This window comes from Paenibacillus helianthi, from assembly GCF_001909055.1.
In the GTDB taxonomy this organism is placed as follows: domain Bacteria; phylum Bacillota; class Bacilli; order Paenibacillales; family Paenibacillaceae; genus Paenibacillus_AQ; species Paenibacillus_AQ helianthi.
On the sequence record NZ_LVWI01000033.1, the window covers coordinates 117,248 to 131,719 of the forward strand.

At 49.5% G+C, this 14,472-nt stretch carries 13 protein-coding genes; 6 read left to right on the forward strand and 7 right to left on the reverse strand.

Annotated elements, in window-relative coordinates:
* Nucleotides 1-513: 513 nt before the first annotated feature.
* The gene (locus tag A3844_RS09650) at nucleotides 514-2,964 is read right to left on the reverse strand and encodes a glycoside hydrolase family 31 protein (protein ID WP_074107294.1); all 2,451 of its coding nucleotides are present in this window, start codon (nucleotides 2,962-2,964) and stop codon (nucleotides 514-516) included.
* 197 nt (nucleotides 2,965-3,161) lie between these two features.
* Between A3844_RS09650 and A3844_RS09655 the strand changes: the two genes are divergently transcribed.
* A complete protein-coding gene (locus A3844_RS09655; RefSeq protein ID WP_341864886.1) occupies nucleotides 3,162-3,692 on the forward strand; it encodes a TspO/MBR family protein in 531 nt (176 codons plus the stop codon).
* A gap of 19 nt (nucleotides 3,693-3,711) precedes the next feature.
* Nucleotides 3,712-3,921, forward strand: coding sequence for a hypothetical protein (locus A3844_RS33890; protein ID WP_341864887.1), 210 nt, complete (start codon nucleotides 3,712-3,714; stop codon nucleotides 3,919-3,921).
* Between the two features lie 95 nt (nucleotides 3,922-4,016).
* Here the strand turns inward: A3844_RS33890 and A3844_RS09660 are convergent, their stop codons facing one another.
* From A3844_RS09660 to A3844_RS09685, 6 genes are all read right to left on the reverse strand, one after another.
* Nucleotides 4,017-4,397: a RidA family protein gene (locus A3844_RS09660; protein ID WP_074102759.1), complete on the reverse strand. Its 381-nt coding sequence runs from the start codon at nucleotides 4,395-4,397 to the stop codon at nucleotides 4,017-4,019.
* Nucleotides 4,398-4,491: 94 nt separating this feature from the next.
* The gene (locus A3844_RS09665; RefSeq protein WP_074107295.1) at nucleotides 4,492-5,160 is read right to left on the reverse strand and encodes an NAD(P)H-binding protein; all 669 of its coding nucleotides are present in this window, start codon (nucleotides 5,158-5,160) and stop codon (nucleotides 4,492-4,494) included.
* Between the two features lie 53 nt (nucleotides 5,161-5,213).
* A complete protein-coding gene (locus tag A3844_RS09670; RefSeq protein WP_083606779.1) occupies nucleotides 5,214-6,485 on the reverse strand; it encodes an MFS transporter in 1,272 nt (423 codons plus the stop codon).
* A gap of 119 nt (nucleotides 6,486-6,604) precedes the next feature.
* Nucleotides 6,605-8,002: a sensor histidine kinase gene (locus A3844_RS09675; RefSeq protein WP_074086745.1), complete on the reverse strand. Its 1,398-nt coding sequence runs from the start codon at nucleotides 8,000-8,002 to the stop codon at nucleotides 6,605-6,607.
* A gap of 157 nt (nucleotides 8,003-8,159) precedes the next feature.
* Nucleotides 8,160-8,432 carry a hypothetical protein gene (locus A3844_RS09680; RefSeq protein ID WP_143192056.1) on the reverse strand — a complete coding sequence of 91 codons (273 nt, stop codon included), beginning with the start codon at nucleotides 8,430-8,432 and terminating at the stop codon, nucleotides 8,160-8,162.
* 46 nt (nucleotides 8,433-8,478) lie between these two features.
* The gene (locus A3844_RS09685; protein WP_074086743.1) at nucleotides 8,479-8,682 is read right to left on the reverse strand and encodes a CsbD family protein; all 204 of its coding nucleotides are present in this window, start codon (nucleotides 8,680-8,682) and stop codon (nucleotides 8,479-8,481) included.
* Between the two features lie 464 nt (nucleotides 8,683-9,146).
* Here A3844_RS09685 and A3844_RS09690 point away from each other — a divergent pair, with 464 nt between their 5' ends.
* The 4 genes from A3844_RS09690 to A3844_RS09705 all read left to right on the forward strand — a co-directional run bounded on the left by A3844_RS09690 (nucleotide 9,147) and on the right by A3844_RS09705 (nucleotide 13,685).
* Nucleotides 9,147-10,052, forward strand: coding sequence for an FMN-binding protein (locus A3844_RS09690; RefSeq protein ID WP_074086742.1), 906 nt, complete (start codon nucleotides 9,147-9,149; stop codon nucleotides 10,050-10,052).
* A gap of 48 nt (nucleotides 10,053-10,100) precedes the next feature.
* Nucleotides 10,101-11,984, forward strand: coding sequence for an FAD-dependent oxidoreductase (locus A3844_RS09695; protein WP_074086741.1), 1,884 nt, complete (start codon nucleotides 10,101-10,103; stop codon nucleotides 11,982-11,984).
* 252 nt (nucleotides 11,985-12,236) lie between these two features.
* Nucleotides 12,237-12,686 (forward strand): hypothetical protein, encoded by a 450-nt coding sequence (locus A3844_RS09700; protein WP_074086740.1) that lies wholly within the window; start codon nucleotides 12,237-12,239, stop codon nucleotides 12,684-12,686.
* A gap of 18 nt (nucleotides 12,687-12,704) precedes the next feature.
* Nucleotides 12,705-13,685 (forward strand): polyprenyl synthetase family protein, encoded by a 981-nt coding sequence (locus A3844_RS09705; RefSeq protein WP_074107297.1) that lies wholly within the window; start codon nucleotides 12,705-12,707, stop codon nucleotides 13,683-13,685.
* Nucleotides 13,686-14,472: the final 787 nt, after the last annotated feature.

The window sequence follows — 14,472 nt, forward strand, 5'->3', positions numbered from 1 at the left end:
TTGATTTAGCGGTTCCCCTCGTTTGTCCGAACATGGTTGCAACCTGCCCGTTCCTGCTCGCAGAGCCCTATGCTTCCTCTAGTCATTCCGGATCACGTTGAACCAAGCGGCAAGACCAAGTGGAATAAGTAAACCTAATTATTCCCCCTACCGCTCCCCACAAATGCTAGTGGGAAAAAGTAAACCTAATCTGACCGATTCGCACCCTCTCAGATGAATTCACTTAGATTAAGTTTACTAATTCCCACTAATACCTTTTACAAAGTGCCTTTGAGCCCATTTAAGTTCACTAATTCCACTTCACTACCCGCTGCCCCCTGACTCTCTCCCCCCTTATCTCCAACGAAGGGAATCCAGGCTTTCCCAAGAAGTAAGAAGCCCACCCTTCAAGGTGGCCCAATGGCCTGGACCTGCATATTTTACATCCTAAAGGTCCGACTATCAGCAAGTCTTTTCCTGCCCTCGCAGTCTTTCCTATCAGCAGTCCTCCCGATTCCTTCTTATCAGCCTTCTCTACTCCTTCGCTGCCTGAATACGCAGCTCCCCGCCATCAGGATCATCGTTCACCTGGACTAGTAGCGCGCCATTTCCGCCGTTGCGTGCCCAGCCCGTCCGGCCCTCCTCCAGCTGTTCCAAGCTGATTTCGGCAAGCCCGTCTACAGAAGATGCAGTGAATTCCGGATAGCATAGCGCAAAGCGCAGCATTTCCCTTCGCGGCGCATACTCGCGGACCGTATAGGTCCAGCCCAGGCGCAGTTCCCCCTCTTCTCCCTCCGCATGGACGCTGATCTCCGAGTAGTGCCCTTCCTTATAGCTGAAGCTATGTCCGTCGTCCTCATAGAGGGAAAAGGAGGCCAAGAACCCCTCCCGCGCCCGGGCACCATACAGATGAAAGATCATCGTCTCGGCCGTATCCTCCAGCGCATACTGCTTAAGCGGTCCTTCGGCCACAAAAGTCCCTGCCTTGATGTACATCGGCATAATCCGCAGCGGGGCAGCAGCCAAAATATGCCGCTCGCCCTCGGTAACCTCTCCGTCCCAATAGTCGATCCACAGCCCCTCCGGCAGATAGACGGAGCGGTGGTCCGTGTCCGGCCGGTACACTGGAGCAATCAGCACATTCTCCCCGAGCAGGAACTGGTCACACAGATTCGTCACATGCGGATCACGCGGGTATTCCAGAATCAGCGGGCGGATCACGGGCAGGCCCGTCATTTCAGCTTCATGGAAAAGATTATAGATATGCGGCATCCAGCGGTAGCGCAGTCCGATGAACTCCCGCAGAATCGCCTCCACCTCTTCCCCGAATGACCAGGGCTCCTGGCGCAGCGTGCCGATGGAAGAGTGATTGCGGCAATACGGGAAAAAGACCCCCATCTGCGTCCAGCGCACCAGTAGCTGGGCAGAGGTATGGTGGGCAAACCCTCCGATGTCCGGCCCCGAGAAAGCGAGACCGGACAGCCCCATATTGAGTACCATCGGCATGGCCATCGCCATATGCTCCCAGAAGCTGCGGTTATCCCCGGTCCACACAGCGGCATAGCGCTGAATTCCCGCATACCCGGCCCGTGTCAGTACAAAAGGACGTTCGCCGCCCATATGCTCCGCCAGTCCTTCATACGTAGCCTTAGACATCATCATTCCGTACAGATTGTGGTATTCCTCGTGCGTGACCGGACGGCCATTGTTGAAATGCATCACATCAAGGTCCATGGTCTTCGACTCATTGAACACCGCAGGCTCGTTCATATCATTCCAGATGCCCTGAATGCCCAGGTCGGTATAGTATTTGTGCAGATCGCCCCACCACTCGGCAGTGCGGACATCACTGAAATCGGGAAACGCGCTGATCCCTGGCCAGACCTCGCCGAAGAAGATGTCACCCTCCAGGAAACGGCAAAAATGTTTTTCCAGCACCCCTTGCTTATATATTTCATAATTGGGGTCTTTTTTGACACCGGGATCTACTATCGGCACAATCCGCACCCCCAGCTCGCCCAGCTCGGCAATCATCTTCTCAGGTTCGGGGAAATTGACCGGATCGAAGGTGAACACCCGGTATTCATCCATATAGTGGATATCGAGATAAATGACATCGCACGGAATGTTCTTTTCGCGGAAGGTCCGGGCGAGCTGAAGCACCTCCTGCTGATTCATATAGCTGTAGCGTGACTGGTGATAGCCAATAGCCCATTTGGGCGGCAATGCAATCCGTCCGGTCAGTGAGGTGTATCTTTTGACCACATCCTTTATTTCGGGGCCATTAATGAAATAGACATCATAGGCGCCCGTAGAGCACCCGATGGTAAACGCCACCCCGTGCGAGCGCATGTCAAAGTCGCTCCGGCCCGTATTGTCCAGGAAAAGGCCATAAGACAGCTCGCCATGCACATGAATGAGCAGCGGAATGGACTCATATAGAGCTTCAATTTCCGGCAAATGGGGGGCAAACACATCGGTGTTCCAGTTGGTGTAGCGTTCCCCGCGTTTGTCGAGAAAGCTTGCCTTCTCCCCCAGCCCGTAAAAGTGAGAGTCCGGCTGCATATCATATTCTGCGTGGCTCGCGCCGCGCGGATTCCAGCTCGTCAGATTCTGCTGCATAACAATCTCTCCGTCCATGTTCTCCACACGCAGCAGCAGGGACGTTTTCTCAACGATCAGCTTGATTGCACTGGTCGTAAAGGTCAGCTGATCGTTATTCTCCTCCACAGGGAACAAGTGCGGGATACAGCTCTCGGCCAGCACCGCCGGAGTCGTCGTCAGATCAGGCACCTTGTCCCGAAACACCTTCATCCGGAATATTTCGTCATTCAAAAAGACAAAAACAATGCCTCCGCGTTCTCCCTGGACAATGTATATATTCTCAGAGCGTTCCCAGGATACCAAGCTTCCAGGTGTATTCCAGGTCTCCTTCATAACCAGCGGACCCATTTTCTCGGGACGAATCGCTTCACTGCTCTCCATGCTTGCTTTCCCCCTTCGGCTGTTGCGGCTTTTACTTTAATACATATTACCCAGCGTTACCGGACTGCTATCCGAAAACTTTATGACCCTCTGGTCATTTTTTTGCCAAAAATGGTCTTATCAGCTGTGAATGCGGGTATATTCTATGTAGACGCCGGCTTCAGCACTAAATAATCAGGGTTAGGGAGTGAATGAAAATGAGTCGAAACAATTCTTATAAATGGTGGAATCTGTTGTTCTTCCTTGGTGTACTCGTCGTAAATACCCTATCGGTGACCCTTCCGCTTGGCGGGAACAGCACCAGTGAAATTTCGGACAGGTATCATACCTTGCTCACACCTGCCGGCTATGCCTTTTCCATCTGGTCATTGATCTATCTGCTGCTCGCCGGCTTCATCGTCTATCCATTCCGGCAGGGTACCAGCTCCCGGGATTCCGTACGGCCGATCAGCATCTGGTTTGTGCTTAGCTACATCTTTAATATGGGCTGGCTGTTCCTCTGGCAATATCTCTATATTGAACTGTCCCTCGCGGTTATGTTGCTGATGCTGATTACACTGATTGTCATCTACCGCAAAACCCGCAGCATCACGAGCCCCACTCCAGGGGAACAATGGCTGGTCAAGCTGCCGTTCAGCCTCTATCTGGGGCTGGATCTCCGTTGCCACTATTGTCAATGTCAGTGTCGTCCTGGAAAAGAACCAGTGGGACGGCTTCGGGTTAAGTGATTCCACCTGGGCCGTAATTATGCTCTGTGTCGGCACTTTGCTCGCTGTTATTGTCAGTTTCCCTTACCGGGACAGTATCTATCCGCTGGTCTTCGTGTGGGCCTTCATCGCCATTGCCCTGGAGCATAAAGATACCGGCAGTGTGTTTATTACGGGGCTAGTCGCTGCCGGCTTATTGCTGCTCTACAGCATTTGGCTGTTGCTGACACCACGCCGGAGTAAATTCTGAGGTTCATTCTTATCTGTTCAAACTTATCTGTTCAAAAAAAATCCCTGAGTGCTCCAAGGTACGGAAACACTCAGGGACTCTCATAACCCTTAGGCTTATTTCTTCCGGGCTACCGCTTCAATCTCTACAAGTCCATCCTTTGGCAGACGTGCAACTTCAACAGCGCTGCGTGCCGGATATGGCTCCGTGAAGAATGTGCTGTACACTTCGTTTACAGCCGCAAAATCATTCATGTCCTTTAGGTACACGGTCGTCTTCACTACATGCTCAAGGGATGCGCCAGCCTCTTCGAGGATCGCCTTCACATTGCTTAGCGATTGACGGGCCTGCTCCTCTACACCTTCTGCCAGAGCCCCTGTTTCCGGGTTCAGACCCAGTTGACCCGAAGTGTATACCCAGTTCCCGGCCATGATCGCCTGACTGTAAGGGCCGATTGCGCCTGGGGCTTTTGCGGTTGCTACCTGTTTTTTGCTCATGTTCTCCTCCTGTTTGCTGTACAAGACAGTGATCTCTCTATGTACGTATGATTTATGTCCCATTGTACGTCCTGAGCCAAGCTTATTGCAAACCTCAGGCCTCCACTTTTCCAATTACATGAATGACTTCGTTGGTATAGACATGAACACCGCGCGTATCGGCAAGGGCGATGTTCCTCATTGCTCTAGCCACCTTCGCTGCGGGTATTGCCCGGTACTTGGCTGCATTTCCGACCATGGCGAAGTCCAGTGCCTTCATCACAACGGCGGCTGCCCGTTCACCGGGCCTGGATTCCTCACGTTCTCCCAGCAGCAGGGAAGGGCGGAACAGATGAAGTCCCTGAAAACCGGCAGCAATCAGCCCCTCCTCCACTTTCCCTTTGGTGCGGGAATAGAAATTGCGCGATTTGACGCTTGCCCCCATCGATGAAACCGCCAGAAACTGCTTCACGCCGCTTGCTTTGGCCAGTGACGCAGCAGCAAGCGGATATTCCAGATCCACTCGTTCGAACTGCTCCTGCGAGCCAGCTGTCTTGATGGTTGTTCCGAGACAGCAGAAGACAGCAGAAGCACCGGCAAACTGTTCCTTGTACTGTGCGAGCTGCTCCCAGTCGATGATAACCTGCTTCAGTCCGGGATGCTGAAGCTTCATCGGATGGCGCACCAGCACACGCACTTCCTCCCAACCCCCATTCAGCAGATCTTCCGTAAGCGCACGGCCTACAAGACCCGTAGCCCCCAGCACTACTGCAATTTTCGTCATTGAATGGTCTCCTTTCATCCGAAATAAGAGGAAGACCTGGCCATCCTCTGCAGTTAGTCTTTCAGAATACGCCGGCCCAGCAGCAGTGCGAGAAGAAGCATCAGCGTCCCTACGATAATCTGCATCCCGTATACCTGCATCCATTGCGGCCATTCTTGTATCCACTCATAAATCCGCCCTCCGATAAGCGGTCCAAAAAACGCAGCGAGTCCAGTCAGAGCCGCATACATCGCCATATACATTGGCCGCTCTTTCTTTGGTGTATCGCCAATGATGAAGTTAAAGGCCAGTTGGTTGAAGCCTCCTACTCCCACACCGAACACAATATGGGCGGCGAACAGCACCAGCAGCATCGGCATTACAGACAGCAGCCCCCAGAGCAACGAGGATATGGCAATGATCGGCAATGTCCAGAGCAGCAGCCGCTTATTGCTGTACTTGGCGTTCAGATTCCCCCACACATAGAAGCTTGCCATCATAAAGATCGTCTGTGAGACGTTCAGCAGGGACAAGGTCTCATAATTGATATTCAGCAGCTGCAGCATGACATAGGAATAGAGCGGCACTGTCAGGTTCTGCAGCAGCAGCCACGCGGACAGGAACAGCGTAGATTTCATGAACAACGTGTCATGCAGCGGTTTCTTGAGCATCGGCAGAAAGTCCTTCTCTTCCGATTTCTCAAACGGTACGTCCGGATAGAAAAAGAACACAATGATATTAGAGATGGAAAAAATCCAGACCACAATATACAGAATCAGAAACCCGTGCCCTCCCGGATAACGGTCTAGTACAATGCCTCCGCCATACATCACAAGACTTCCCAGGGCATTCAGAAACGTATTGCGGATTCCAAAGTAACGGCCCCTCACCCGTGCGGGAACAAGGTCACTGATCACAGAACTCCACAAAACACCACCGGCTGTATTGGCAATGAATGCAATCGTATATAATACGATAAATGCGGTGACCCAGTGCTCTTGAGGAAAAATAAACGGAACGAGCCCCGTGGAGCCCCAGAGCAGCCTATGTAAGCCGATAAAGGTTACCATGGCCCATTTGCGGCTCGGCAGCTTTTGAATCAGAAAAGCCACACCTATCTGCGCTACATTAACCAGTGTAGTAAGTGCAATCACAAAACCTATCTGGCTGGAGCTGGCTCCTAGATATAACAGAAAGCCTGTCAGAAACTGCCCTTGGAGCAGCACCTGAAATATCGTTGATGGTATCCCCTCAAACGTTGCGATCTGCAGATTCTTACGATGTACTGAGGCTTTGCGGAGAACTTTTGGACGCGAACCGCCAAGCCTGTTTCTCATGATGTTCATGGGGGTGATAACACTCCTTTGATGCGGCTTTTGCTTCATTCTACTCCGCATCAAGCTCCTGTCAATACGCCAAAATCACAAATAAAGTTGGACTTCCAAGCACCTTCTTGCCCGGACGATCACAGTGGCAAATATAGGGAAAAGAGGCTACCTTGTTCCTCCTTGCTGGATAGTGTAATGTAGCCGCCCAGGAGCTTAGCCAGATCATTGCTGATGGACAGACCGAGGCCCGTCCCTCCATACTTGCGGCTGATGCTGCTGTCCGCCTGCTGAAAGGCCTCAAAGATTACCGTATGCTTGTCGGCGGCGATTCCAATTCCGCTGTCTTGTACATCAAAGACCACCCAGCGCTTCAGGGCTTGCCCTTCTGACCGCTCTATCATTCGAACATTCAGCGATACAAAGCCGTTCAAAGTGAACTTAAACGCATTGGATAACAGATTACGGAGAATCTGCTGCACCCGCTGGGGATCGGAATGAATTACCGCGGGGACGTCCTCGCTAAGGTTAATATTGAATTCCAATCCTTTTTTTCTGGCCACCACAGTAAACTGAAGCGCGAGCAATTCCGGAATCTCGCTGACATTCAACTCCTCGTTAACCACATCCAGCTTGCCCGCCTCTACCTTGGAGAGATCCAGAATATCATTAATCAGCGCCAGCAGATCTCCGCCGGACCGGTGAATGATCGAGCCATATTCGGTGATCTCCTCCGGGGTGAGCTGTTGATCATTTTCTTCAATAATCTGCGATAAATTAATGATGCTGTTGAGAGGTGTCCGCAGTTCATGGGACATATTAGCCAAAAACTCCGATTTAAATTGGGAGGCCAGCATCAGCTGCTTCGCCCTTTCCTCCAGCACGATCTTATTCTTGTGCAGCTCTTCCGCCTGTGCGGAGAGCAGTTTGTTCGCCCTTACTACCTGGCCCGTGCGCTGCAGATCAAGCTGGAAATCACGGATGATCAGCGAAAACAGCATACTGAGAACAATCCCGGCAGGCAGTGTGATAGGCATAATTTCCGTTATGTACACCCGATCCGGTATCACTCCAAAAACAATGATATTCACCGCATTCATCAGATTCACAACCAGAATGATAAGGAGACCCTTACCCACAATCGTAACCGTGGTGCGGCGCACCCAGTAGCTGAGCCCGGCACAGACGAAGCCCAGAATCGATAAATTCAGCACGCCTGCTACCGCCGCCTCGTTCATCCCGAAGATGAGACGGGTCAAGCCTATGCCAACACCGATGATAATTAGAATAAAGGGCTGGGGAAATGCAAGAGTAGAAATAATCAGCGGCACAAACCTCAAATCAAAGATGGCGTTCTCATGCAGTCTGTAGCCAAACAATATCGTGATCCAACCGGCAAAGATGGAAAGCACGACCCAGCTTGCCTTTTTGACAGTCTCTGGAGCATGCGAAATAGTATGCTTATATATTAAATTCGCCAGATAAGCGACAGTAATCAGCAGAGCTGTGTTCATAAAAAAAATCTTCAAGTATTCCATAGCACCACTCCTTCAACGCTTACAAATATGTAATTCTTATCAATCATAGTACCATAATAGTAGGATCAATACATGAAATCACAGTCCCATTAATACCTGCGAACCAAGGCCCAAATCCTTCTCCGATATATGCCTTTCTGCATAAGAAGAGCGCAAATCAGATACGATTTGCGCTCTTCTTATGCTGCGGAAACCAGGGCCTTATAGAACTCCAGCGGCTTTTCAAGCTCTGGCCTCCGCTCTGCTCATGCAATAGGATTATAGGCTCCTCTTTCAGGTCACATTCCTCAGGTGTCCATGTCTCAACATCCGGAAGCATATAGTACCGGGGATGAAAACTGCAGAACATCTCTCCCTGCTGTGTAAGTACCCGATCAGCGTTGATCTCGATAATTCTGCCGGTTACGACATGGGATTTATACATAGACATCGCCTCTCCTGTTTATGTGATTATCCTGTTTTGAGGGTGTGTTATATTAGTGGCGGATGGATTGCTCCCAGCTGCGGTATTCCGCTTCCGCATCATCTTTGGTATGGCCATAACGTTCCTGAAGTTTGCCTACCAGCTTATCCTTCTCACCGTCGATAACATCAAGATCATCATCTGTGAGTTGTCCCCATTGTTTCTTGGCCTCACCTTTAAGCTGCATCCACTTTCCCTTGATTACATTACTATCCATTACATGCTCATCTCCTTAGGTGTCTTTTTAGTATGACCAGAGGCTCATGTCTTACAAAATCATTACCCCCGATCCTTAAAAATGAATCTAATCCCGGCCGCGGAAAAGAACAGCCGCCCCCGTCGGTTTCTGTCACATAATAGTCTCTTTAAACTAGTATCTTAGTATTTTAAAATTTGATATAATTCAACTGTCAATAAAAAAGTTTATCTTTAAGTGATTATTTTCACATGTATTACGTCCTGCTTATGCTAAAATGCCATCGAAGATGAAACGAGATAATTAAATTTTTTTCTATTATACGCCGATATATGTCATAAGGCTGCTACAAAAAGGGTCTTTGGACGGATTCAAAAGTGATAAATGTCATTTATAAAGTGATTTTTATCACTTCCAATTACTATTAAAATGTTTTACATTTTAATATATATATTTTAAACTATTTCTTTGGAGGTCATACTAAAATGAAAAAAGCTTCTGTAATTTTGTCGAGCGCTCTTGTACTTGGTACTTTGCTCGCAGGCTGTGGTAACAACAACAATAGTAACAACGCGGCAGCTACTAATGCCCCTGTCGAGTCCGCTGCACCTGCTGCATCCGACGCCGGCACTGCAACTGCTGAAACAGGTAAGTATCAAGATGGAACATATTACGGAACAGCACCAGCTGACAAAGAAACAGGCTGGCAATCATTCGTTCTGCTGACTGTTGAAGGCGGAAAAATCACCAAAGCAGATTGGGATGCTTTCAATACTAAAAAAGCTGGCGATCTGAAGAAAAAAGTTTCTGAAGATGGTAAATACGGACTGGTATCCAAAGGCGGCGGCCAAGCTGAATGGCATGAGCAAGCGGCTAAAGCTGAAGCCTTTTTGATTGAAAAACAAGATCCTGCAGCAGTAGTTGTAAATGCTGAAGGCAAAACCGATGCCATTTCCGGCGTTTCCGTTGGAGTAAGTGACTTTGTTACCGCATCTCAAGCTGCCCTGGCTGCAGGTCCTGCACAACTTGGACCATACAAAGACGGTGGCTACACTGCTGAAGGCGAAATGGATGCTAAATCCGGCTGGAAATCCACTGTTGCAATTACGGTTGCAGGCGGAAATATCGTAGCTGCTAATTTCAGCGGCGTGAACGCTGCAGGCGATGACAAGAAACAGTTTTCCATTGATGGCAAATACGGCATGAAAGCCGGCGGCGCTTCTGCTGAATGGCACGAAGAAATTGCTCTTGCCGAAAAATACTTCCTTGAAAACAAAGGTGCTGCTCCTAAACTGGATGCAGAAGGCAAAACTGATGCAATTTCCGGTGTTTCCATCCACGTTGGCGAATACTTTACACTTGCAGAAAAAGCACTTGAAGGCGCGAAATAACATTCGCTTCCCTTTTGCAGCTAATCAGATGAATGAGGTGAGTTTCTCTTGAAAAAAATAGTCATTTTGGGCGGCGGCTACGGCGGCGTACTCACGGCTAAGAAACTGGCAAAGAAGTATAAGAACAACAAAGATGTAGAAATTAAGCTGATCGACCGCAATCCTTATCACACTCTCTTGACTGAGCTGCATGAGGTGTCCGCGAACCGTGCGCCTGAGGATTCAATCAAAATTGATTTGAAGAAAATTTTTGCCGGTCTGAAAGTGGATGTTGTTCTGGATGAGATCAGCAATATTGACTTCAAGAGCAAGAAGCTGAAATCCGACAAGGCGACCTATGCTTATGATTACCTGGTAATCGGAACAGGCAGCAAACCTACATTCTTCGGAATTCCCGGAGCTGAAGAGAACACCTTCTCCTTCTGGTCTTACGATGATGCGGTTGCGCTCAAACGCCAGATTCGCGATATGTACACCAAAGCCGCCAAGGAGAAAAATCCTGCTGTCCGCCGTGCAATGTTGACCTTCGTCATCATCGGTGCTGGCTTCACGGGTGTCGAACTGGTTGGGGAAATGGCTGAGCAACGCGAAGAGCTGTGCAAGGAGTTCTTCATTGATCCATCCGAAGTACGTCTGATCGTTGCCGATATGGCTCCGAAGATCCTGCCTATCCTCCCGGATAAGCTGATTCAGAAGGCTGAAGCCCGTCTGCGCAAGCTGAACGTCGAAATCGTTACCGGTGCCAAGATCACTGAAGTGGGCAACGGCAGTGTAGCCCTCGGCGAGAAAAACATCGTGGATTCCCAGACAATTGTCTGGACTGCCGGTGTAGAAGGTTCCGAAATCGTTGGCGGCCTTGAAGTACAACAGCAAGGGCGTAAACGCATCGTTACCAACGAGCACTTGGAAAGTGTTGACCATAAGAATGTCTACGTAGTAGGGGATAACATCTTCTTCATTCCTGAAGGCGAAACCCGTCCGGTTCCGCAGATGGTTGAAAATGCTGAACAAGCCGCTCCGGTCATTGCGAACAACATTGCAGCAGACATCAGCGGTACCGCCAAAAAAGCCTACAAACCAGGCTTCCATGGCACCATGGTCTCCATCGGCAGCCGCTACGGTGTTGCCAACGTAGGTCTTCCAGGCAAGTTCTTCATGCTTACCGGATTCATGGCAATGCTGTCCAAGCATTTCATCAATATGTTCTATTTGTCTCAAGTCGTAGGCTTTAACAAAGTATGGACCTACATGATGCATGAATTCTTCCATGTAGAGAACCGCAAGAGCTTCGTGGGCGGCTACTTCTCCAAACGTTCCCCGAATTTCTGGCTGGTTCCGCTCCGTATGCTGCTTGGGGGCATGTGGTTATATGAAGGGATAGACAAGCTCAGAAAGATCTGGGAAGATCCGAATAAGATTTTCCTGATTCCTGCTCCTGCACATCTTACGGATGCTGCCTCCTCGGCCAGCGTTGCCGTCGATGCCGTCAAGGATACAGTGGATGCCCAATCCGCAGCTTCCGCAGTAACAACTGCCAAGGAAGCGGTTGAAGCTTTATGGGTTCCAGGATGGATTTATGATATCACCCATTGGTTTATGAACTTGATGTTCTATAACAGTGGCGGAACAGATTATACAGCCCTGGCTAAATGGTTCCAAATCGGCATGGTTTGTGCCGAAATCGTCTTCGGTGTTATGCTTATCGTTGGTTTGTTTACAGCTATCTCTTCCATAGCGACCATAGGTATGGCCGTTATGATTTGGTCTACCAAGATGGCTTCAACAGAAATGCTCTGGTACGTTGGAGCAGCTATCGCGTGCATTGGCGGATCGGGTAGCGTCTTCGGTCTGGACTACTATGTCCTGCCTTGGCTCAAGAAGCAGTGGAAACGAATCCCGCTTGTACGGCGATGGTATCTGTTTACAGACTGATGTGAATACCCGTTGTTTAATGCTTCTGTCACCGTTTAATAAATAATAACAGTAACTTATGTGTATTTTGTGTTGCTGCAGCTGAATATGATGATCTTAAGAGTAATGTGTCCGTAGGACACATTACTCTCCTTATTTATCAAGGTACTAGCATAATCCATCACAGATTTGTTTGGTTTTAACAAAGGGTTTTGTAGGGATAATCAAGGCTATGGTTTCTTCCGGCAAAACCGACAAGAAGGAGAGAATCTTGTGAACAGAAAACTCATTGAAGACAGCTTCCGGTTGCTTCAGACTGAAATGTCACCGATCGCCGGAATTCAACTGCATCTCTCTCCGTCAGAATGTGAGCAACTGCTCTCGGCACTGGAACGCCATGATCTGGAATATGACCGCAAAGTCCATTTGCTAGGTATTTATATCATTCTAATTGTGGCGGCTAAACGCCATATGGAATGTGCCCCACATCATCCTGACCTGACCCGCAACATTTTGGATGGAGATTATTTGTATAGCTTTTATCTGCAATTCGCAGTGAAATGCCGTGAACTGGACCTGGTTGCTTATCTGGCTCCTTCGATTAAAAAATTGCAAATCGCGCGGTCAAATGGAGACTTCGCAGAACAAAATCCGGCGGCGGGCATTGAAGAGTTCCTGATCCAGGAGCGAAGGCAGCACAGCCGCACCAGCAAAGCCATTTGACAGGTGGGAACCGTAAAGATGAAGCTGCATGAAGCCTTAAATATAGACCTGAACGAAATTAACCATGAAATTCAGAATATTGTAGCCCGTGATAAAGACGTACCCAAAAAGTCACAGCTGGCACAAAGCATTCTGGAGCTGACCGGCTCCGGCGGCAAACGGCTCCGGCCGCTGATGGTCATCGTCGGCGGCCGTTTTGGACGCAAGCCTTCGGGCCGCAGAACGCTTCAATTGTCTGCTGCTGCTGAATTTATTCACGCCGCCTCATTAATTCATGATGATATTATTGACGATGCTGAGCTGCGCAGGGGCGCTCCTGCTCTGCACACCAAGACCGGAGTACTATCTGCGGTGCATATCGGGAATTATATGTCCGCCCGGGTGATCGAGCTGCTCAGCAAATACACCGGTGACAAAAACCGGTATGTTCATGATTTGTCAGCCGTGGCTACCGCTCAGTTATGTCTGGGAGAATACCAGCAGATGGAGCATGCCTACGATTACAATCTTACTTTTGAAGAGTACCTGGAGAAATCCCGTAACAAAACCGCCCTGCTGATGGCAACTTGCTTGCGGGTCGGCGCGCTGTCTACGGAGAGCACAGAGGAAGTCGCGAACCTGCTTTACAACTTTGGCGAAGCGCTGGGTATGTCTTTTCAGATCCAGGATGACCTGCTTGACTTCACCCAGTCTGCCGATGTGCTTGGCAAGCCGGCCGGTAGCGACCTGCGCCATGGCCAGGTTACACTTCCAGTACTGTTTGCCCTGCAAGACCCCGAGCTGGCTCCGGTGATTCGCACTATCGGCCCCTCCTCATCGGATGAGGAGGTAGCTCGTGTACTGGCCCTGATAGTCCACAATGACGCCCTGGCCCGCACGGAAGAGGTCAGCCAGAACTATCTGACGCAAGCCGCCGGAATCATCCAGCAGCTCTCCAGCTACCCGGCGCATGCCGATCTGGAGACGCTGCTGCAGTATTTTACCGGCCGGGATCGTTAAGGCTGCTCCGAGCCAGTGTGCAGGTGCATGTAACATAGAAAACTGACCTGCTAAGCGGCTCATGCCAACCCGAACACCGAAGTAACTGTAGGCATACTCCTCTCGGGGCTGTCAGAGGCGGACGGACTGGAAGACAGATGATGGATGAACTGGAAAATAAATGAACAGATATACTAACTGACTGATACTACTTGGTGAGCAGCCTGTTCATCCAGTAGGTGTTTAGTCTGACGCGTCCAGCCAAAGTGGAAAAAGTATACCTAATCCTTGGTTTTGCCCTTCTCTAGCGGCTTTAGTGGGAAAAAGTATATCTAAATCAGCCGAAATTCTACCAAACAGATGAATTATTGGAATTAGGTATACAAATTCCAACTAAACTTCGTTGTGGCGACGCTTCAGGCGAATTAGGTATACAAATTCCACTTAGCAATAACTCCTGCAGAGAATTACTCTCTCAGTTCAATTAGGTATTCACTGAATAAGCTGTAATCAAATACGATAACACAAAAGAAGGTCCCGATTGTTGAGGCCTTCTTTTGTATTGATCTATTTCTCTCGCTTGTTGGACCTTCTTCATATCTATCTCTCCCCCCCACTTGTGCATCTGTGGGTGAATGCGAGACGATAGATACTTATCTTGCCCTTGTCTTTGTCTTGTCTTTGTCTTGTCTTTGTCTTGCCTTTGCCCCTGTTTTTGCTAAACAAGCGAACGCAGCGAAGCGTACGTGAGTAAGTTTAGCTTTATGTCCTGGGGGGGTTGGGGTTCGGGTTCGGGTTCGGGTTCGGG